Source organism: Vibrio sp. SCSIO 43086 (assembly GCF_051132235.1).
GTDB classification, from domain to species: Bacteria; Pseudomonadota; Gammaproteobacteria; order Enterobacterales; family Vibrionaceae; genus Vibrio; species Vibrio diabolicus.
Genome location: NZ_CP072677.1, coordinates 1,260,741 through 1,282,190, shown reverse-complemented (window position 1 = coordinate 1,282,190; position 21,450 = coordinate 1,260,741). Strand labels below are relative to the sequence as shown.

Sequence of the window (21,450 nt, the reverse complement as noted above, 5' to 3'; positions counted from 1 at the left end):
AGCGTTCCTCGTTCGAATAGTTGAGCAATTTCACATATTTTCATGTACACACTTCGCCCTTATCAAGCCGACTCGGTTAAAGCAGTCATTCATTACTTTCGTAAACACTCGACACCAGCAGTGATCGTACTGCCTACTGGTGCCGGAAAAAGCTTGGTGATCGCAGAGCTTGCTCGCCTTGCGAAAGGGAGAGTGTTAGTCCTCGCTCACGTTAAAGAGCTAGTCGAGCAAAACCACGCGAAGTATGAAGGTTATGGTTTAAAAGGTTCCATCTTCTCAGCAGGATTGGGGCGAAAAGAAACTGACCAGCAAGTCGTGTTTGCTTCGGTTCAATCGGTGGTGCGTAACTTAGATTCGTTCAAAAACCAGTTTTCTCTGCTCGTTATTGATGAGTGCCATCGTGTGCCGGATGACAAAAACAGCAGCTACCAAAAAGTTATTACTCACTTACGAGAACTGAACCCAGGCATTAAGGTGCTGGGACTAACTGCAACGCCCTATCGTTTAGGAATGGGCTGGATTTATCAGTACCATACCCGAGGTCAAGTACGCACCGAAGAGCCTCGATTCTTCCGCGATTGTATTTTCGAACTGCCGATCCGTTACTTGCTCGACGAAAACTTCCTCACTCCAGCCCGCATGATGGACGCGCCCGTTTTGTCTTACGACTTCTCGCAACTGAAACCCGCAAACACCGGACGCTACAAAGAAGCAGAAATGGACATGGTGATCGATAAAGCCAAACGCGCCACTCCGCAAATTGTTGAGCAAATCATGCAATATGCGAGAGAACGTCAAGGTGTCATGATCTTCGCCGCGACTGTCCGACACGCACAAGAGATCCACAGTTTACTGCCAGAGGGCGAAACTGAAATCGTTATTGGTGATACACCTACGCCGGAGCGCGATGCGATCATCCAAGCGTTCAAGAATCGTCAAATAAAATATTTGGTCAATGTTTCGGTACTGACTACCGGGTTTGATGCGCCGCATGTCGATTTAATCGCGATTTTGCGACCAACAGAGTCAGTCAGTCTATACCAGCAGATTGTAGGGCGAGGATTACGCTTATCAGACGGAAAATCAGAATGTTTAGTGCTTGATTACGCAGGCAACAGCTACGATTTATACCAACCTGAAGTCGGTGACCCCAAACCAGACTCTGACAGTGAAATTATCACGATTCCCTGCCCGGCTTGCGGATTCAATAACAACTTCTGGGGTAAATTGGATAGTAACGGTTTCTTGGTTGAACACTTTGGCAGACGTTGCCAAGGTTACTTTGAAGATGAAGACACAGGCGATCGTGAACACTGTGGATACCGTTTTCGTGCCAAATACTGTGGTGAATGTGGTGCCGACAACGATATCGCTGCGCGCATTTGTCATGAGTGTGACGCAACGCTTGTTGATCCAGATAAAAAATTAAAAGAAGCCCTTAATCTGAAAGATGCATTGATATTTGAATGCACAGAAATGGACCTGTCAGTATTTAAGTCCAGTGACGGTAAATCTCAACTCAAGGTGACGTATTCTGGTGAACCATACCAAGGCGAAGGCAATGCGTTAGTTCATGAGTTTTGGTCATTGAGTACCAAAAAACAAAAACAAACGTTTAAAGACCAATTTGTGCGCCCTCACTTGGCAGACAAGCATCGCCCTTTTGAAGAGGCTTCACCGACACGTGTTGTTGCCAATCAACATCGTTTCCGTTTACCTCAGTTTGTTATTGCAAGGAAATCCGGTCGCTTTTGGAAATTGCGAGACAAAATTTTTGAAGACGAGTTGAAATAACGTCCGCAACATTTAGTAAAACTGAACTCGATGATTCACTCTCTGTTCATCTATATCCGATATACTGCGGCTAACGTTCTAGAAAAGGTTTGACTATGTATAAAGCAACGACTTCTCAACATTCTGCGTTACTTTTCGGCCTTATCGCGACATTGATGTGTGCACCAAGTTTCGCCAAGCATGACGACTACTATGCATCACAAAATGGTCACGCCATCGTGCAAGATGTCGAAAAGCCTGGAACACGTATTGAATTCGATGAAGATCAAGATGAGGTCTATCGCGCGGTTCAACAAGGATATATACGACCATTTTCGGACCTTTACGCCGCAGTAGAAAACGACCTATACGGCCGTATCATCAAGGTCGAGCTTGAAGAAGATGATGATGCTTGGGTGTATGAATTGAAAATCCTGTACAACAATAGCGTCCTGAAAGTTGAGTATGACGCCGCCACGCTGGAAATGCTTGAGATCAAAGGTCGCAGCTTTAACAAAGCGTTAAAGCCACAAAACAACTAAACTGGTCTAATGCGTAACTTACTTCGATAACACTCCAAACATAATAAGAATCACCAATATGAAAATACTTGTCGTTGAAGATGACCCTCGTTTAGGCGAGCAAATCATCGAAACATTAGAAAGTACCGGCTGGGTACCAGAATTATCTCAAGATGGCATAGACGCTCTGTATCGCGCGACATCGGAAGAATGGGACGCTATTGTTCTTGATCTAGGACTGCCGAAATTGGATGGCCTTACCGTGCTAAAAGGCATTCGAGATGAAAACATCAATACCCCTGTCGTTATCCTGAGTGCTCGCGATACCCTAACGCAGCGAGTTGAAGGTCTAAACGCAGGTGCAGACGATTACCTAACTAAGCCGTTTGAAATGGTTGAGCTTATCGCTCGTATTCGCGCGCAACTGCGAAGAGCATCAGGTAACGCCTCTCCTGTGATGCAAATTGGCGACTTGAGCTTGGATACGCGCACTTCTAAAGTAATGTGGCAAGGGCAAGCAGTAAGCTTAACGGCACTGGAGTATAAAGTGGTCGCTTACTTTATGCATAACCCAGAAAAAGTAATTTCTCGCACCGAACTCGTCGAGCACATTTACAAACAAGACTTTGATCGTGACTCCAACACAATCGAAGTTTTTATCGGCCGAATTCGCAAAAAAATCGCGCCAAAGATCATAAAAACTGTCCGAGGGTTGGGATACCAATTAAATGCCGAATAAGAACAGGCTACCGTTGAACGCAATAAAACGACTGAGTATCAAAAGTCGCCTCGTTTTAGCGGCGATCGTTTGGTTGACGGCAATGATCCTCGCAGCTGGTGTGACGATACCGACCCAAGTGTACAACTATATGGTTGACGACACTCGCTCACAGCTGAGCATTTTTATGGATGAAATCGCCGCTCAGTTAGAAGTCGATGAGACTGGGCACCTCTCACTCGCTGCTCTGCTCTCAGATCCTCGATTTAACCGACCTTACAGTGGTTTATATTGGAGTGCCTCTACCGAGACGAGTCTCGAGCGTTCTCGTTCTTTGTGGGACAAAAAAATCGAATACAAAGGTCTGGATAACGATGCTTACGGCGCGAGAGGCGAAAGGCTGATTACCATCGAAAAAGCTCTGTACTTACCAGATTACGATGGGCCTATTCATATCATTATTGGTATTGACGAAGAGCCTATCAAAAGCACCCTGCAAACGCTAATCGGTCAACTCTGGCTTATTTTAGGCTTATTATTCGCAGGGGTTCTTGCCGTCATTTTGCTGCAAATTGCATGGTCATTGAGTCCGCTTACAAAGTTACAAAAAGAGTTGGCCGAGCTGAAGTCTGGTAACAAAAAGAGTCTAGAAGAAACCTATCCGAAAGAGATTTCTCCTCTTATCTTCGACCTCAACGCTCTGCTTTTCCATTATCAGGAATTGTTAGAACGAGCTAGGAATCATGCAGGCAATCTCTCACACGCGCTAAAAACCCCACTTTCTGTCCTAAAAAATGAAGTACAGACGTTAGAACCTGATACGCAATCCCGCCTGCGTACTCCGATCAATCAAATACAAGATCATATCGATTACCATCTGGGCCGTGCCCGCATGGCGGGGTCTATGAATATTTTATCAGTGAAATCGAACCCAGCAGAGCGTGTGGATGCTATCTCAATGGCGTTTGATAAAGTGTATGCGAGCCGAGATATCTCCTTAATTAATGAACTTGATTCAGAGCTGAATGTAGCGGTAGAGCAGACCGATCTCGACGAAATGCTGGGTAACTTGCTTGAAAATGCCTATAAGTGGGCCAACAACATGATTCGTGTGCACTCCTCTCAGGATAAAGACAATATACACATCATCATTGAAGATGACGGACCAGGTATCCCTAAAGAGAAACTGAGTCAAGTAATCAAGAGAGGCGTTAGATTGGATGAAGCAACCCCTGGTTCAGGTCTTGGTCTAAATATAGTCAGTGAAATGGCACACAGTTACCGAGGTCAATTAACACTGGAAGCGAGCGCTTTAGGTGGCTTAAAAGCATCTTTAGTCTTACATCTCAGCCGAACATAAAGCATATAACGCATAAACTTTGTTCTTCGGACCATGATTAGTAAACCGATGAAAATGAAGCCGATGTGAACAAAATCCAAGCAAAGCGTTAAAAGGGATAGCCTTACACCTAGCCAAATCATACCTTTTTGTTGATTTGGATACGATTTGGGTTGCCCATTTATAAGTGGAATGATAGTATCCGCGCTCGCTTGAACAGTTCCTGTTTCAAGCTTTACCACGAACAACAAGGTCGCATTGTTGATTGTGAACATTTGATTTTTACTAATTTGAGAGTAAATACTATGAAATTCGAAGCAGTAGTACGTACTGAACTAGGTAAAGGTGCGAGCCGCCGCCTACGTCACGCTGGCAAATTCCCTGCAGTTGTATACGGCGGTGAAGAAGCAGCAGTAGCTATCGTTCTTAACCACGACGACATCGTAAACCAAATGGACAAGCCTGAATTCTACGAAGGCCTAGTTCTAGTTATCGATGGCAAAGAAGTTAAAGTTAAGCCACAAGACGTTCAACGTCACGCGTTCAAGCCAAAAGTTGAACACATGGACTTCATCCGTATCTAATTCCCTACCAAGGAATTAATCGGATTAAATCCAAACCTTTTGCATTAAAGATAATCGGACTTACCAACCGAGACATCTAAAAAATTTCAAAACCCCGGAGTCTTACCACCTCCGGGGTTTTACTATATGTGGCATATAACAATTGATTTACGAACGGGCAATGTACTTCACTAAAGTGAGATCCGTCAGCGTCATACGGTCAATGATTTCCGCCTCTTCCTCTCCAGTACGCACAAAACCACACTTCTTGTAAAAGTTAAGCCCCTGTTTATTGGTATCCAGTGCTTTCAAACTTATCTGCATAACGGGCGTAGAGAGTAGACGCGTTTCTAGTTCATCTAACAATGCACTCCCTGCCCCTTGCCCATAATGCAAAGGAGAGACATAGCAACATGTTACCCACGCCGTTTTATCTTCACAGGTGTGGTTAGGTAGTTCGTAACTTAAAAAGCCGACGATTTCCCCTTGTCTCTCAACGACGATCAATTGGGCCAGTTGCTCAGTCATGACTCGCGTCCACATCCTTTCTCGGCGCTCAATCGTAAACTGATCGATGTAGCTCTGTGGCATTAACCCTTTGTATGCTACCTGCCACGAATCAACATGTATCTTGGCGATTTGAGTTGCTTCCTCTCTGACTGCGTTCCTTACTGTGTATCTCATTACTATCCTTTCTTAAAATTCACCACTTACAAATTCTTTCAACCCTACTCTTTAAATCGAAGCTCAAAGCGAGCAGCCACAGATGCAACGCTTTACATTACTCCATTTCATTTTCATTAATTCAATGATAGTGCACATCGTAATATCCGAAGAAAACGCCTCGTTATTTACGTTTCACTTTCGCTCATTAGATTGAATCTATTTGTTTTAACATCCGGGTATCGAAAGCGGGATAAACACGGTAAGGTATCGAATAAGAATAAATAAACGATATCTAAGGCATAAGATTTCTAAACGGTCGCAATTATAGTACAGAGAGAAATACCCTTTCTGGTTGTATTAAACAGAGTAAGCCAAGATCAAACGAGTTTGGGTTTTACAGTGATCATTTTATATACAAAACATTTCCCTCATCATCAGAGCGAAAATTTATAACGATTTGTGTCATAGCTGCTAAGAAAAACATGAACTTGGCAAAATAATCACCAAAATCAGCGCTATACTTCGCAAAAATGCGCATTGATTCACACAAACCACATTCATTCAATTGGCCACTTCACAAAATAGCCTCCTCCCTCTAATTTCAATATACTAAAAACTATTTCTGTTTAATTGGAGACGTAGTTTGCAGGCTTATTAATTCATGTCTCCGATAGAAGTATAAATAAGAGATAGATCACTAAAGTTTCACATTAATTCCGTATATTTCACGCCGTAACAATAACAAAATCACAAAGAAAGGATCCCTTATGAAGTTTTCCAAATCTCTTTTGGTAATGGCAGTGGGCGCTGCGCTAGCAGGATGCGGCTCAGACAGCGATAATTCTCCAGTAACCTGCGAGACTGCAGATTCTTGTACTAAGTTCACCGTTCTCCACACTAACGATAACCACGGTCGCTTTTGGCATAACAGCGACGGCGAATATGGCATGGCTGCGCGTCACACTTTAATCGAATCTATTCGCGCAGAAGTCGAAGCAAAAGGCGGTGAAACCATTTTGCTATCTGGCGGTGATATTAATACCGGCGTACCAGAATCAGACATGCAAGATGCGGTTCCAGACTTCGTAGGGATGAACCTACTTGGTTACGATGCAATGGCTGTCGGTAACCACGAGTTTGATAACTCACTAGATATTCTCGACATGCAAGCTGAGCTAGCTGACTTCCCTATGCTGGCTGCGAATATCTATAAGAAAGATACCAATGAGCGTTACTTCGACCCTTACAAAGTATTTACTATCAACGGCCTTAAGATCGCTGTAATTGGTCTAACCACCCAGGACACGGCGAAGCTAGTCAATCCAGACAACGTATCAAACATCCACTTCGAAGACCCTCAAGTTGAAATCAAAAAAGTACTTAAGGAAATCGAAGAAAACGAAAAAGTAGATCTAGTATTTGCAACGACGCACATGGGTCACTACCAAGATGGTAATAATGGTAGTGAAGCACCAGGGGACGTGAAGCTCGCTCGCTCTCTTGAAGAGGGACAACTAGACGCTATCATCGGTGGTCACTCACAAAACCCAGTGTGTATGGAGCCAGGTACCAATGAGTATGCTGATTTCAAACCTGGTGATGATTGCGCGCCAGACCAACAAAAAGGCACTTGGATTATGCAAGCGCATGAGTGGGGTAAATATGTGGGTCGTGCGGACTTCGAATATTACGACGGCAAGCTTCACTTAGCGAATTACGCACTGATTCCTGTAAACCTTCTGGACGACAACGATGAAGTGATCGGTGAACGCATTCAACAAGATGCGACGGTAAAAGCGTTACTACTGCCATACCAACAGCAAGGTCAAGAGTTATTAGATGAGAAGATTTCTAATACAACGGGTAAGTTAGAAGGTGATCGTAACGTAGTTCGCTCTCAACAAACTAACCTAGGTCATCTACTGGGCAAGGCATACCGTACTTACAAAACGGTAGGTGCTGACTTTGGTGTGATGAACTCTGGCGGTGTGCGTGATTCAATCCAAGATGGTGACATCACTTACCGTGATGTACTTACAGTCCAGCCGTTCGGTAACTTCGTGACTAAAGCGACAATGACAGGTCAAGAAGTTAAAGAATACCTAGATGTGGTTGCGACGAAATCTGCAGGCTCTGGTGCTTACGCTCAACTAGATAACATCACTTTAGATGTAAATTGTGATGCTGGCTCAGTAACCATTACCGACATTAACAATAAAGGCTTCGATCTAGACGCAACGTACACATTCTCTGTAATCAGCTTCAGTGCTGCTGGTGGCGATAACTACCCAATCATAGATGTTCAATCTACCCAGTTAACCGATGCATACGTTTTACGTGAGTTCTTCGTAAATAATCCACAGATCTCTGCGGATAGCTACAACAAGAACTTAGAAAACATCAAGTACTTCAGTAACGGTCAAGCTGTGAAAGGTTGCCCGGCAACTAATAGCTAAAAACACCTTACACTCTGACGTGAAGAGCTTTTAGAAGTTGTTCCGTCAGAGCCTCCCTAAAAACCGAAGCGTGACGCTTCGGTTTTTTTATTTTCGTTAAAGTGCTGAAAATTATCGCCCTTCATAAAGTGTTCAAAAATTATTCATTTGTGTTGTTGACGCCCATGTGCTGGGCTTCTATGTTTGATAAGGTCTTTCGAAAATACAGATTCATCAACTAACTTTTCGCTATGAAGTTTCGTAGCTTAGTGGATGATTCTAGGAAAGATGTGAATGGCGTTACAAACACTGCTCTCAAACAATTTGTCTTTTTGACCTAAAACGAAGGTGATTCGCCGCCAAGCGTTCATCAATGAGCAGCGATCTGGACGTCAATATGTTCAAACTGCTGCCATCGAGTTCAGGAGGTCAAAAATGAAACGAGCCAGCAATAGCTACAGACTTCAAATGATCAAAGAAGTGGTTACCCGTAGAGAGCGCGAAGCTTGCACGGATCCTATGGCGAGATACATTCATCAGCTGATGGATGAACGCCCGACAAGTAAATTAGATGTTGAATTCAATCATCGATTTTCAGGAAGCCACTTTGACGAACATGCTGGGGGATGGGTCAGTGACCGTTGGTCAATGAAGTAGCGCGAATTTAGCGAACTTGCCTTACACGCACCGCATAGTAAGAGCTAATACAGTCCCGGCTCATCATTGATTATTGCCGAGCCGGGATAATTCGAAATTTAAAAGAGATTTTGCTGTGGTGATAATTCTTCTTGAGACTCTTCTGCCTTTCCCTTCCCTGCCAATACCTTTCTTCTATAGCGCTGACGGCATAGCTTAATTACATGCAACTGTTGAGCGGGCGTATAAGTGAGCCAGTTAAATCGCTCTTCTCTTTTACGCATACATCCTTTGCAATACCCTTTTTCGTCCACACTACAAATACCAACGCAAGGGTTTGGGACGGTAAAAAACTCTAGTTGCTCCATGCTCTAACCGTTTTTTGCTCGCTGTGCTGTAATGATATTATAACGACTTCAATATACGCTCCCAACAGTGCTATACATCTTGCACCTTGAAGCCGCTTGAGTATATAAACTGGACTCTGTCACAGTAATACGAAACTATTACCTTATGCTGACAAAAACAGTGTTTTATTACCTATACTTACCACGTTTTCTAAAAACGGAGTCTATAAAATGAAGCTTAGCCTAAAAACGTTAGTTACAGCAATCTCTCTTCCTGTTCTTATGACTGCATGTGCTAGCAACGGTGACAATGTGAAAGAAATTACGGCTCAAGATTTACAGCACCATAATTGGGAGCTGGTTCAGATTGATGGTAAAAACATCGAATTAAAAGAACGTCAGCAAGCGCCTCGCTTAGAAATCGGAGAAAATCTGACTGCAAATGGTAACGCGGGGTGTAACAACTTCTTTGGTCAAGCTGAACTAAAAAACAATCAACTACGCATCGAAAAAATGGGAATGACCATGAAGATGTGTATGGATGACCAAATGAAAATTGAGCAAGCGATGTCTGAAACTCTTACTGAATGGAGTGATATAACGCTAACCAAAGAAGGGCTAATGCTTAAAAATGACGATCACGAACTAACGTTTCAGTTGCGTGATTGGGTAAACTAAGTCCCATTTCATATTCTAAGAGCAGCCATAAAATGGCTGCTTTTTTTATGCCTCCTAATCCATATCAAAGCAGGCAGGATGTCTGTTTCGCACGTTTCGGTTAGCAAAATCGTTTAAAACGATAAACTCTTTCCCTATTTACGCCCTCAACGCCACGTCTACGACGCGGGTTCAGTCTTCCAAATCAACATATCGAAGTTGCTTGAGGACAATAATTTTCAATTACTTGAAAGAATATCGTCAAACAAGCGGTCCGCTCTTGTATACCTAAAACGACATCAGAATTGTCCTTTCTTCGTTTTGCTTCACATTGAGAATAATTCTTTGAATCAATGAGTGATTCCGTTTGGGATTGGCATTGATAATAGATAGAGATGGATTACTATCCTTGTAACAAAGCGGAGCTACTTGTTTAGACGTCAATAACGTCGGAAACGAGAATAAAAAGACATAACACGGAATAGATATGAAAAAGCTACTCAGTACCGTTGGCATTTTAGCCACCACTTTCGCGACATCTTCTTTTGCCAACTCATCGGTTGCTAGTGAATGGCAAAAAATCGAACAACAAGCCGACGGACAATCCGTCTACTTTCATGCTTGGGGCGGAAGCCAAGAAATTAATCGCTACATCCAGTGGGCGAGTAGAGAGCTAAAATCGCGTTATAACGTGACGCTAAACCACGTTAAAGTCACCGATATTTCTGAGACCACCACTCGACTTATCGCAGAAAAAGCCGCAGGTAAAAACAGCGGTGGCAGTGTTGATATGGTTTGGATCAATGGCGAAAACTTCAAATCAATGAAGGATAACCAATTGCTGTTTGGTCCTTTTGTTGAAGGTTTGCCAAGCTGGCAATACGTCGATAAATCATTGCCAATTGATGTGGATTTTTCAGAGCCGACTGAAGGTTTGGAAGCACCTTGGGGTGTGGGGCAATTAGTGTTTATCCATGATGAGCAAACCCTGCATAACCCTCCTCGATCATTTGCTGAAATGCTGAGTTACGCAAAGGCGTTTCCAAATCGCCTAACTTACCCTCGCCCACCAGAGTTTCATGGCACAAGCTTTATTAAAGCATTACTCATTGAACTGTCTAACAACGCCCCTGCTCTGCAACAACCAGTTACCGATGACACGTTTGAACAAGTTACTCAACCGCTATGGGCTTACCTAGATGAGTTCCATAAAGTCGCTTGGCGCGGTGGTAAACAGTTTCCAGGCGGTACAGCAGAAACCCTTCAACTACTGGATGATGGTCAGACTGACCTGGCAATTACCTTTAACCCGAACGCGGTTTTTTCTGCGCAGTCGAGCGGTAACCTTGCAGAAACCACCAAAGCGTATGCGATGGACGCAGGTGCACTCTCAAACATTCACTTCTTAGCGATTCCTTGGAACGCAAATGCCAGTGCTGGTGCGCAAGTTGCGATAAACTTTTTATTGAGCCCTGAAGCACAATCTCGCAAAGGTAACCTTAACATCTGGGGCGATCCTTCAGTGCTAAGCAGCCAATACCTAACAGGTTCGGCTAAACATACTCAACAATTCAAATCTATCGCTGAGCCGCATCCAAGTTGGCAATCTGCCTTAGAAAAAGAATGGTTGAAACGCTACGGGAATTAATAAGAGCCCATGTTAAGAGCGCTATATTTAGTCATTATCGCAGTTTGTATTTTGCCTACCATTCCGGGACTACTCGGAGTGGTGGTCTCTGCGCTCGGTTATGTGCCTCCTATCGGCTTGCACCACTTTTCTTTAGATGGCTTTAACGCTGTTTTTGATTGGGAGGGTGTTTGGACATCCATCGGGCTGACTTTCTACTCTGCCATTTTCAGCAGCTACTTGGCTTGCTTGATCACATTTGCGATTTTGCAAGCATCGTGGGGCAGCAAGTTTTGGCGAAAAATTGAAGTAAGCCTCTCGCCACTTCTTGCCATGCCGCACGTCGCGTTCGCGATTGGCTTTGCGTTCTTGTTTGCCCCAACTGGTATGGGCGTTCGTGTTCTCAACCAACTGTTTGGTTACGATCCCAATGCGCAAACGGTGAATGACTTAGCATTGCTGATTAAAGATCCGCATGCACTCGGTTTGATCATTATGCTTGCGATTAAAGAAGTGCCGTTTTTATTGTTGATGAGTATTCCAGTTCTTCAGCAATTGAAAGTCGATAAGATTGAAAAAGTCAGTCACTCGATGGGCTATAGTTCCGCGCAAGTGTGGTGGAAATGCGTATTTCCGCAATGGTTAGCAAAACTTCGTTTCCCAATGCTGGCGGTATTGGCTTACAGCTTGTCGGTTGTCGATGTTGCATTGATTATTGGCCCTACTAACCCACCAACGTTTGCGGTTTTGGTATGGCAGTGGTTTAACGACCCAGATTTATCACTTCTACCAAGAGCTGCCGCAGGCGCGGTCGTGTTGTTTGCGATCGCTAGCCTTTTGATTGGATTTGTACGCTTAATGGAATGGTGTATTACCAAAGGCTTCAAACGCTGGCAGTACTCTGGTCGAAACGGGTTTCGTTTACCCGGTAAGACCCTGTTTTCACTGATTGCGCTACTCGCACTTCTAATGATTCCACTCATGGTGGTATGGAGCTTTGCTCAACGCTGGCGCTTTCCAGATTTACTACCAAGCCGCTACAGCCTGCGATTTTGGGAATATGAGTGGCACAGCATTCTTGGCACACTGGAGCAGAGCATGCTGATTACCGTTATCAGCGCGACCGTCGCTCTAGCCCTTGCCTTGATCGCACATGAGTATCGCCTTCGTTATCGCTGGCAGGTGCCCGGTTACATTATCGCCATCCCAATGCTGATTCCTCAGCTATCGGTGCTATTCGGTATGCAAGTGGTGACGCTGTATTTAAACAGTAACGCGTATTTCTTTTGGGTATGCTGGGCGCATGTGTTCTTCGCATTCCCATTTATTTACCTCTCGCTAGACGGCCCGTGGCGCAGCTTCGACAACGGCTTAACTCGCGTCGCACTCAGCTTGGGTAAATCACCGATGCAAGCTTGGTTAAAAGTGAAACTGCCAATCCTCCTACCTGCAATTACATTCGCATGGGCGGTCGGTATTAGCGTAAGTCTGGCGCAATACCTACCGACACTGGTGCTAGGGGCTGGGCGCATTAGCACCATCACCACCGAAGCCGTTGCGCTATCCAGTGGTTTTGACCGACGTGTCACCGCGATTTATGCCATTTGGCAAGCACTCTTGCCGTTCTTGTTCTTCTCTTTTGCGATACTACTAAGCCGCTTACACGTGAAGTATCGCCGCTTGTCTATAAAAGGTTTACTACTGAATGAGTCTTTGTCTCGAAAACCTCGCCATCCGTAAAACCAATGGCGACACGCTTTTCTCAGCGTTCAACATGACCGTAGAGAAAGGTGAAATTGTTACTCTGATGGGACCAAGCGGTTGTGGTAAATCCACTTTGTTGGATGCCATTGCTGGACACCTCTCCGCCGAGTTCAACTACTCTGGCTCCATTACGCTTGATAACGAAAAGTTGGATGCCCTCCCTGCACATAAGCGGCAGGTTGGTATTCTGTTCCAAGAAGATTTGCTCTTCCCTCACTTAACGGTATGGGAGAATCTTGCATTCGCGCTACCAAACTCAATCAAAGGTGAGGAGCGTAAAGCACACGCCATGCAAGCACTGAAGAACATTGCATTGACCAAACTTGCCGAATCCTTCCCAGATCAAATCTCCGGAGGACAACGTGCTCGGATTGCTTTAACTCGTATGCTGTTGGCAAAGCCGAAAGTTGCGCTACTCGATGAGCCCTACAGCAAGTTAGATAAAGATCTGCGCGTACAATTTCGCAATTGGGTGGTCGAGCAATTGCAGCAAGCGAACATCCCTACTTTGATGGTAACCCACGATGAAGACGATATTCCCAATGGCAGCCGCTGCCTAAACTGGCCGTGGGAGACAAACCATGCTTGATAGCCTGAGTATAAAGCTCATCCGCAAACCGCTGGCCATCAGTGCGACATACCTCGATAAATGTGGCATCACCGCAAATCAGACGACAGTATTTGGTTTTGTGCTTGGCTGCTTTGCCCTACCGGCTTTGATCACCGAACAGTACTTGCTGGCGTTGCTTTTTATTTTGCTGAACAGAATATGTGATGGATTAGACGGCGCACTGGCGAGGGTTCAAGGCATTACCGATGCGGGTGGTTTTCTCGATATCAGCTTGGATTTTCTGTTCTATTCCTTGATTCCTTTTGGTTTTGTGTTGGCAAACCCAGAACAAAATGCCATTGCAGGGGCATTTTTGATTTTTTCCTTCGTCGGCACTGGGAGTAGCTTTTTGGCTTTTGCCATCATGGCAGGAAAACAAGGCATCGATAATCCGGTATATAAACACAAATCTCTCTACTACATGAGCGGCTTAACCGAAGGCACTGAAACCATTGGTTGTTTGGTGCTATTTTGTTTGCTACCGCAACACTTTGCCGTCATAGCCTATATCTTTGGTGCAGCGTGTTGGTTTACCACCTTCACGCGTATTTACTCTGGGTTTCATACGCTTAACGACCATTAACACCGCTTGGAAATTCACATTTCCTTGAGAGAAAAGCCGCTAAGTCACTGTTTTATAAAACACTAAAGCACATATTAAATTGGGGTATATACTCTTTGGATGGAGAGAAATCATTCGGAGGCTATATGAAAAAATACGTCAAGCTAGGTATGCTGCTCATCATGTCTTGTATTGTTATGCTTAGCGGCTGTACCTCACCTAACCCGTACGGAGATGCATACGGCTCTTCAGACACACGCAAAGTTCAGCAGGTTTACTACGGGACGATTGAAAAAGTTGAACCAGTAACCATTGATGCCTCTACCCAATCCAACGCCATAGGCACAATCGCTGGTGCCGCCGTGGGTGGTATATTAGGCTCAAAAGTCGGGGGCGGCTCTGGCTCGGATATCGCAGCTATTGGTGGTGGTCTGCTGGGTGGTTATGCCGGCAGTAAAGCCGCTGAAGCAACCGCGAAACGAAATGGTGTGAATCTGACTATTCGCTTAGAGGATGGAAGAATAATCTCTGTCGTTCAAGAAGCAAACCCCAACATGATTTTTCAGCCAGGCCAAGCCGTTCAAATCAACATGTCTGGCAATGACGCAAGGGTTGTTCCTCGCTAATTTGAACGAGGTAACTCCTTTCCATTGGTCTGCTGTTTTAGTTCAAAGAGTTTAATCCGCGCAAGCGTACGTTGCTTACTCATCGGCTTGCGCGATTCTATTTGTATCAAGTTTGATCGTCGTCAATGGAACATCAATCTCCCACACCTTTCGATGTTCAAATGACATCAAGTTGCTAGCATGAGCCCATTCCAGATAACTTTGGGCTTGTTATGACTCCGACTGTTGACCACGTACTCCTTAATATCGCGCTAAACCTCAGCTCAAATCGCTCTCACGAGCAGCAATATCAAAACCTCATTGATGGGGTTGCGCAAGTATTCCCATGTGATGCGAGCTGCCTGTTTATCTTCGATGAGGATGGGTTTCTGACTCCTGTCGCGGTAAAAGGCTTATCCAGCTCGGTCTTAGGTCGTCGCTATTTCCCCAAAGCACATCCACGCTTAGATGCCATTATTCATAGCCGCGCACCTGTGCGTTTCGATGCCGATTGTTCACTGCCGGATCCTTTTGACGGCACACTATTAACCGAAGACCAGTGCATTGATGTTCACGATTGCATGGGCTTTAGCTTGTATGTAGAAGGCCAACTTGTTGGCGCACTAACTATGGATGCTCTAACGGTGGGCGCGTTTGATGACATTGACCCTGTCGCTATCGAAACCTTTGCGGCTTTGACCGCTGCGACATTGCGTAACATTGCTCAATTAAAAGCACTCAAAGCGCAAAACCAGAAGCAAAAAAGCGTCACTCAAACCCTTATCCAGCAAGCCCGTTCTCAACATGGCGAAATGGTGGGTTTGAGTCCGCAGATTAACCAGTTACGAAGCAACATTGCGACCGTTGCTCAATCAGATTACGCGGTACTTATCACAGGAGAGACCGGTACTGGTAAAGAACTGGTCGCGCACTCGGCGCACGCGCAATCTCATCGTAGCGATAAGCCTATGATTTACGTCAACTGTGCGGCCCTGCCTGAAGGTCTGGCTGAGAGTGAACTGTTTGGTCATGTCAAAGGCGCATTCACTGGAGCCAATAGCCACCGCGCCGGTAAGTTTGAACTGGCAGACGGCGGAACGATTTTCCTCGATGAAGTGGGCGAACTGCCTTTGATTTTACAGGCAAAATTGCTGCGCGTAATTCAGCAAGGCGAGCTGCAACGTGTGGGTAGCGATCAGCATTTGATGGTCAATGTGCGCATCATCGCCGCGACCAATCGACAATTAGAAAAAGAGGTCGAAGCTGGCACGTTTCGAGCAGACCTTTTCCACCGTTTGAACGTGTTCCCAATCCAAGTCCCCCCACTGCGTGCCCGTGACGGTGATATTCCCGTTTTAGCAGGATACCTGTTAGAAAAAGTACGCCAACAATTTAATGCGCCCAATCTGCACGTTCATCCTAAGGTGTTGACTCAACTGGAGTCTTTACCTTGGTACGGAAACGTGCGCGAGCTCGAACACACTTTAACTCGCGCGGCTTTACACGCCATTCAACAAGGCGCGAGCACAATCATGCTTAACCATTTCGACACCTCATTGGCTCTCGATGATGTAAAAAACACATCGCATTATCTGCCTAAAGAAAGCCAACCAATGCGGGAGCTGATAGAAAGCTATCAGCGTGATTTAATTGAACATGCTTTGAGCCAAACTGGTGGCGTTTGGGCAAAAGCAGCGGAATTTTTACAAATGGATCGCGGGAACTTATATCGAATGGGTAAAAAACTTGGGATCAATAAATAACCAACCACAAGAAGCCGATGTAATTAAGACATCAACTGCGTTGTCTTAATTACATCAACCACTTATCTAAAAACGATAAAATTAAATACAAATCAATAAGATAACAATTGGCACGCATTCTGCTCTCTAGTGGTCAACATCACGACTATTAAAATAATCACTGGAGAACCCAATATGTTCTGTATTCAATGTGAACAGACAATTCAAACCCCTGCTGTTAAAGGTTGTTCTTTTGCACAAGGCATGTGTGGCAAAACTTCTGAAGTATCAGACCTACAAGACGTGTTGGTTTACACACTGCAAGGGGTTTCTTTTTGGGCATCAAAAGCACTTGAATTCAATATCATTAACGATGAAATCAACCAATGGGCACCAAAAGCATTTTTCTCTACATTGACGAACGTAAACTTCGACCCTAAACGTGTTCTAGAGCTGACTTCTCAAGCTGCAACGTATAAAGCATTGCTAAAAGAGCAAGTGATGTCTGCAGCCACGCTCGCCGATACCGAAGTCGCTGACATTCCTGCGGTTGCTCACTTTGAGCTGCCAAACAGTGCAGAAGCAATCCTGGCATTTGCTCCTCAAGTCGCGGTTAACCGTGGTAAAGACCAAGTACATGAAGATGTTATTGGCCTACGCCTACTTTGCCTATACGGACTTAAAGGTGCAGCCGCGTACATGGAGCACGCACGTGTTCTTGAGCAAACCAACAACGATATCTATGCCGAATACCATGAAATCATGGCGTGGTTGGGCACAGATCCTGAAGATCTTGGCGAACTACTTGATTGCTCAATGCGCATTGGCCTGATGAACTACAAAGTGATGGAAATGCTCGACCAAGGCGAAACAACGACCTTCGGCCATCCAGAACCAACCACGGTGAACGTCAAACCAGTAAAAGGCAAATGTATTCTTGTCTCTGGCCATGATTTGCATGACCTAGAAAAAATCCTGCAACAGACCGAAGGCAAAGGCATTAACGTTTACACCAATGGTGAAATGCTGCCTGCACACGGCTACCCTGAGCTGAAGAAATACTCTCATCTTGTCGGTAACTACGGCAGTGCATGGCAAAACCAGCAGAAAGAATTCGCAAACTTCCCTGGCGCAATCGTAATGACGTCAAACTGCTTGTTGAATCCAAATGTGGGTCAATACGCAGACCGTCTATTCACCCGCAGTATTGTTGGCTGGCCTGGAGTGGCTCACATCGAAGGCAATGACTTTAGCCAAGTGATTGAATGTGCTCTAGCGCAAGACGGTTTCCAACACGATGAAATCGAACACCACATCACGGTTGGTTTTGGTCGCAATGCACTGATGAACGCCGCCCCTGCGGTTATCGACCAAGTGAAGCAAGGCAACATCAAACACTTCTTCCTAGTCGGCGGTTGTGATGGTGATAAAGCGGAACGCAGTTACTACACCGATTTTACGGCTGAAGCGCCAGAAGACACGCTAATCCTGACCTTGGCGTGTGGTAAGTTCCGCTTCAACAAGAATACGTTCGGCGATATCAACGGCATCCCTCGCCTATTGGATGTGGGCCAATGTAACGATGCTTACTCAGCAATCCAGCTTGCACTTGCACTGGCGAAAGAGTTTGACTGTGACATCAATGAGCTACCACTCACGCTTGTGCTTTCTTGGTTCGAGCAAAAAGCGATCGTTATCTTGCTAACGCTATTTGCATTGGGCGTGAAAGGCATTTACACAGGCCCTACTGCACCGGCATTCCTAACGCCAAACCTAATCGCCATCATCCAAGAGAAGTTCGATATGCGCAGTATTGGCAATGTTCAGGATGATCTAAAAGCTATCCTAGCAGCTTAATAAACTTGCTTGTTCGCGCCTCCTTACGCGGAGGCGCTATCTATTTCGAACTAAAAATAGCCACAACCAAAGAGATTGTTATGTTTTTTGAATGGCAAGGTAACCAACCCGTCACACTCCGTTGCATCGACAAATACTTCGAAACACACGACACCGTCAGCATCAAATTGGCCGAACTAACCGAATCACTTCTGTTTCAGTTTAAGCCTGGCCAGTTTATTAACTTGGGCGTCGAAATTGATGGAAAAATGGAGTTTCGTGCCTATTCAATCAGCTCGATCAATGAAGACGATCACCTTCAACTCACCATCAAACGAGTATCTGGCGGTAAAGTATCGAACTACATCGTTGACTCGCTGCTGCTCGGTGATACCGTTCAAGCATTACCACCAGCGGGCGAATTTAACTGCATTGACCATCCACCCGTTTTACGTGATGGCGAAACAAAAGCCTTGCTTATCAGTGCAGGTTGCGGCGTCACGCCCGTATTTTCGATGGCAAAACACTGGCTGAGTAATCAAGATGAAAACGACAACGATGTGGACATCGCATTTCTTCATATCGCACGCAGCCCTGAAGAGACGATTTACTACGATCAGCTAGAAACATTCGACGCTGTGTATCCCAACTTCCATTTAAAGCTGTTGCTGAAAAACCGCGAAGGAACGTCACACCCACAAGGTCGTTTGAATGCCGACTGGCTTAAAGAGCTTGTTCCTGATTTCAAGCAACGCACCGTTTACCTGTGTGGTCCAAGTCAGTTCATGCAAGATGTTCACGGCTATTTGAATGACCTTGGTTTTGACATGACGAACTTCTACCAAGAGAGTTTTACGCCAGCGACTGGCGCAGAAACATCGGTCTCCGATGAAGTTGTTCGTGTTTCTGTTCCTGACTTTGCTCAAACCATCGATGCGCAAAAAGGTCAGGTACTGGCCGATGTGCTTGAAGGCGCAGGTTTACCATTAATCGTCGCTTGTCGTAGCGGCATTTGTGGCTCGTGCAAATGCAAGGTTAGTAAAGGCAGCGTCTCTTCCACCAGCCTAGAAACATTAACGCCAGAAGAAATTGAACAAGGCTATGTGCTCGCCTGCTCATCAACCATCGAAGCGGATCTTGAAGTGCAGATCGGTTAATGCTGCTGGTATCGATCTTTTATTGTTTCCCGTCATTCCGACGAGCCTAGGCGAGATCAGGAATCTAATATCAGCGTGTTAGGAATAGCTCACTCTGAGAATAGACTCTGAATCACACTCGTGTTTCGCTATTCAGATTGACGGGGTATCGCGGAGATGCCAGCCGTACTCAAACGGCTGGTATTATAGATAAGTACAACTTTCATTTCGTCGTCATTGCTTCTCGCTAAACAACAACACTTTCAATGCTGCTTCGCTGTCTACGTCCGTAAACTCTGGCGGGTTATCCAGACGCTCGCGGAACGTCAGTTGTGGCGCTTCTTCTTTCATGCTTTCAATCAAGAAGTCGCTTGTCACAGATGGCGAGTTCACACATGCCATCACTTGACCGCCGTCTGCCAACAAATCCGGTAATCGACGTAGAATCTTTTTGTAATCTTTAGTCAGCGCAAAGCTGCCTTTCTGGAATGAAGGCGGATCGATAATGATCAAGTCATACTGACCAGATTTTTTAATCTTACCCCACGATTTAAAGATATCGTGCCCCATAAAGCTTACCTGGTTGATGTTATGACCATTTAGCTTGTGGTTCTCACGACCTTTAGACAGCGACGCTTTTGCCATGTCGACGTTAACCACTTTATCTGCGCCACCCGCAATGGCAGCGACAGAAAAGCCACACGTGTAAGCAAACAAGTTAAGCACGTTTTTATGCTTCGCATTTTCCCGTACCCAATCACGACCGTAGCGCATGTCCAAAAACAGACCGAAATTTTGGTTGCGGCCAATATCCAATTGGTATTTCAAACCGCTTTCTTCAACGACAGGGCGAGCGTCTAATTCACCGACAAGCACTTCTGAAGGCGCACCATCGGCATAACGGTGCTGAAGAACCATAGTGCGACCTTGCTTATCTGCCCACAGTTGTGATTGTGCCACCGCATTGAGACCGCTTTTCAGCTCAGCGAGAAATGCGTCGTCGACTTCTTTAAACAAGTTGATGATCAACTGACCTTGTAACCAGTCACAGGTAATTTGCTCTAGGCCCTCAAAACGGCGGCCACGACCATGAAACAGTCGACGAATTTCATTCGGAGCTTGCGCGAGCTCGGTTTCTAGGTGCTGAAAAAACAGCGGAAGTTGTGATGCTTGCATCGAGTTCTCTTATTAGTTTTCTTTGTGACGATTATTTGATCGTAGGCCAGTTCAGTCCCCAAGGGGAAAGCCAAGTATCCAAACCCTGAGAGACGATTTCACTGTGCCATTTGTTACCAAGCATTTTGTGTTCTCGTGGGTCGCAAACAAAGCGATATTGCTCATCTCGGTATTGGAAGCAAAGTGAAAATGCATGCAGATAACCGCGATCAGCCTCATTGCCTGCATTGTAAATCGGGTCACCAACAATACCTGAGCCAACCGATTTTAATGCCACGCGGATTTGATGCGTTTTACCAGTGTGTGGCTTACATAAAAATAGGCGCTCTCCGGGCTCTGCCGCAAGAGAGAAAAACTGGGTAACGGCTGGGTTATTTTTGCTGTTGACCAGCTTCCATGATGAACGGCGCGAACGCTCCATATCACCAACGACCAAACCTTGTTTCTTTTTCGGCTTTTTAGAGCCAATCGCCAGATAGAACTTTTCCACTTGGCGGTCAGCGAAGGCTTGCGATAACGCACTGGCCGCTTTGGCGTTGCGTCCGAGGAGCAGAATACCCGATGTCATTTTATCCAAGCGATGGATAAGATAAAGCTGCTCATCACCACTCTGCTTAGCCACTTCTTGCAGCAGCATTGTGTCGCCATCGTCTTTATGAACAGAGACGTTGGGATGCTTATTGATGATCAGAAAATCGGGATGGGTATGTAGAATATCGAACATAAAAAACTGGCTC

Annotated in this window: 20 protein-coding genes; 16 read left to right on the top strand and 4 right to left on the bottom strand. The window is 45.3% G+C overall.

Going from position 1 to position 21,450, the window contains the following annotated elements:
• Positions 1–42 precede the first annotated feature (42 nt).
• The 5 genes from J8Z23_RS05955 (at position 43) to rplY (ending at position 4,935) form a co-directional block, all read left to right on the top strand.
• A complete protein-coding gene (locus J8Z23_RS05955; protein ID WP_301659887.1) occupies positions 43–1,794 on the top strand; it encodes a DEAD/DEAH box helicase in 1,752 nt (583 codons plus the stop codon).
• Positions 1,795–1,889: 95 nt separating this feature from the next.
• On the top strand, positions 1,890–2,315 hold the full coding sequence (locus tag J8Z23_RS05950) for a PepSY domain-containing protein (protein WP_114322464.1): 426 nt from the start codon (positions 1,890–1,892) through the stop codon (positions 2,313–2,315).
• A gap of 58 nt (positions 2,316–2,373) precedes the next feature.
• Positions 2,374–3,033 (top strand): response regulator transcription factor, encoded by a 660-nt coding sequence (locus tag J8Z23_RS05945; RefSeq protein WP_005378073.1) that lies wholly within the window; start codon positions 2,374–2,376, stop codon positions 3,031–3,033.
• The gene (locus tag J8Z23_RS05940; protein WP_031780334.1) at positions 3,023–4,372 is read left to right on the top strand and encodes an ATP-binding protein; all 1,350 of its coding nucleotides are present in this window, start codon (positions 3,023–3,025) and stop codon (positions 4,370–4,372) included. Before J8Z23_RS05945 ends, J8Z23_RS05940 begins: the two co-directional genes overlap by 11 nt.
• Positions 4,373–4,656: 284 nt before the next feature.
• Positions 4,657–4,935 carry a 50S ribosomal protein L25 gene (gene rplY, locus J8Z23_RS05935; protein ID WP_005393245.1) on the top strand — a complete coding sequence of 93 codons (279 nt, stop codon included), beginning with the start codon at positions 4,657–4,659 and terminating at the stop codon, positions 4,933–4,935.
• Between the two features lie 147 nt (positions 4,936–5,082).
• On the opposite strand, the gene J8Z23_RS05930 is transcribed toward rplY, so the two are convergent.
• Positions 5,083–5,598 carry a GNAT family N-acetyltransferase gene (locus tag J8Z23_RS05930; protein ID WP_031780335.1) on the bottom strand — a complete coding sequence of 172 codons (516 nt, stop codon included), beginning with the start codon at positions 5,596–5,598 and terminating at the stop codon, positions 5,083–5,085.
• Between the two features lie 749 nt (positions 5,599–6,347).
• On the opposite strand from J8Z23_RS05930, the gene ushA reads away from it, so the two are divergent.
• On the top strand, positions 6,348–8,036 hold the full coding sequence (ushA, locus tag J8Z23_RS05925; RefSeq protein WP_434635214.1) for a bifunctional UDP-sugar hydrolase/5'-nucleotidase UshA: 1,689 nt from the start codon (positions 6,348–6,350) through the stop codon (positions 8,034–8,036).
• Positions 8,037–8,450: 414 nt separating this feature from the next.
• Positions 8,451–8,672: a hypothetical protein gene (locus J8Z23_RS05920; protein WP_005393249.1), complete on the top strand. Its 222-nt coding sequence runs from the start codon at positions 8,451–8,453 to the stop codon at positions 8,670–8,672.
• Positions 8,673–8,770: 98 nt separating this feature from the next.
• On the opposite strand, the gene J8Z23_RS05915 is transcribed toward J8Z23_RS05920, so the two are convergent.
• Positions 8,771–9,019 (bottom strand): DUF1289 domain-containing protein, encoded by a 249-nt coding sequence (locus J8Z23_RS05915; protein WP_048626242.1) that lies wholly within the window; start codon positions 9,017–9,019, stop codon positions 8,771–8,773.
• Positions 9,020–9,229: 210 nt separating this feature from the next.
• Between J8Z23_RS05915 and J8Z23_RS05910 the strand changes: the two genes are divergently transcribed.
• The 9 genes from J8Z23_RS05910 to J8Z23_RS05870 all read left to right on the top strand — a co-directional run bounded on the left by J8Z23_RS05910 (position 9,230) and on the right by J8Z23_RS05870 (position 19,558).
• Positions 9,230–9,676 carry an META domain-containing protein gene (locus tag J8Z23_RS05910; protein ID WP_005393252.1) on the top strand — a complete coding sequence of 149 codons (447 nt, stop codon included), beginning with the start codon at positions 9,230–9,232 and terminating at the stop codon, positions 9,674–9,676.
• Between the two features lie 466 nt (positions 9,677–10,142).
• Positions 10,143–11,303, top strand: a complete 1,161-nt coding sequence (locus J8Z23_RS05905; RefSeq protein ID WP_301580156.1) for an ABC transporter substrate-binding protein — start codon at positions 10,143–10,145, stop codon at positions 11,301–11,303.
• A gap of 9 nt (positions 11,304–11,312) precedes the next feature.
• Positions 11,313–13,022: an ABC transporter permease gene (locus J8Z23_RS05900; RefSeq protein WP_395203974.1), complete on the top strand. Its 1,710-nt coding sequence runs from the start codon at positions 11,313–11,315 to the stop codon at positions 13,020–13,022.
• Positions 12,988–13,635 (top strand): ATP-binding cassette domain-containing protein, encoded by a 648-nt coding sequence (locus tag J8Z23_RS05895; RefSeq protein WP_005393263.1) that lies wholly within the window; start codon positions 12,988–12,990, stop codon positions 13,633–13,635. The genes J8Z23_RS05900 and J8Z23_RS05895 overlap by 35 nt, the downstream gene beginning before the upstream one ends.
• On the top strand, positions 13,628–14,239 hold the full coding sequence (locus J8Z23_RS05890; RefSeq protein ID WP_434635213.1) for a CDP-alcohol phosphatidyltransferase family protein: 612 nt from the start codon (positions 13,628–13,630) through the stop codon (positions 14,237–14,239). The genes J8Z23_RS05895 and J8Z23_RS05890 overlap by 8 nt, the downstream gene beginning before the upstream one ends.
• A 125-nt stretch (positions 14,240–14,364) precedes the next feature.
• Positions 14,365–14,844, top strand: a complete 480-nt coding sequence (locus J8Z23_RS05885) for a glycine zipper 2TM domain-containing protein (protein ID WP_053807231.1) — start codon at positions 14,365–14,367, stop codon at positions 14,842–14,844.
• A gap of 212 nt (positions 14,845–15,056) precedes the next feature.
• Positions 15,057–16,586 carry a nitric oxide reductase transcriptional regulator NorR gene (gene norR, locus J8Z23_RS05880; protein WP_395203972.1) on the top strand — a complete coding sequence of 510 codons (1,530 nt, stop codon included), beginning with the start codon at positions 15,057–15,059 and terminating at the stop codon, positions 16,584–16,586.
• Positions 16,587–16,760: 174 nt separating this feature from the next.
• Positions 16,761–18,422 carry a hydroxylamine reductase gene (hcp, locus tag J8Z23_RS05875; protein WP_434635212.1) on the top strand — a complete coding sequence of 554 codons (1,662 nt, stop codon included), beginning with the start codon at positions 16,761–16,763 and terminating at the stop codon, positions 18,420–18,422.
• Positions 18,423–18,502: 80 nt separating this feature from the next.
• A complete protein-coding gene (locus J8Z23_RS05870; RefSeq protein ID WP_434635211.1) occupies positions 18,503–19,558 on the top strand; it encodes an FAD-binding oxidoreductase in 1,056 nt (351 codons plus the stop codon).
• Between the two features lie 213 nt (positions 19,559–19,771).
• On the opposite strand, the gene J8Z23_RS05865 is transcribed toward J8Z23_RS05870, so the two are convergent.
• Positions 19,772–20,713, bottom strand: a complete 942-nt coding sequence (locus J8Z23_RS05865; RefSeq protein ID WP_301659880.1) for a class I SAM-dependent methyltransferase — start codon at positions 20,711–20,713, stop codon at positions 19,772–19,774.
• Between the two features lie 31 nt (positions 20,714–20,744).
• Entirely contained in the window at positions 20,745–21,437 is a 693-nt protein-coding gene (locus tag J8Z23_RS05860) for a TIGR01621 family pseudouridine synthase (protein WP_226421794.1), read from the bottom strand.
• Positions 21,438–21,450 lie beyond the last annotated feature (13 nt).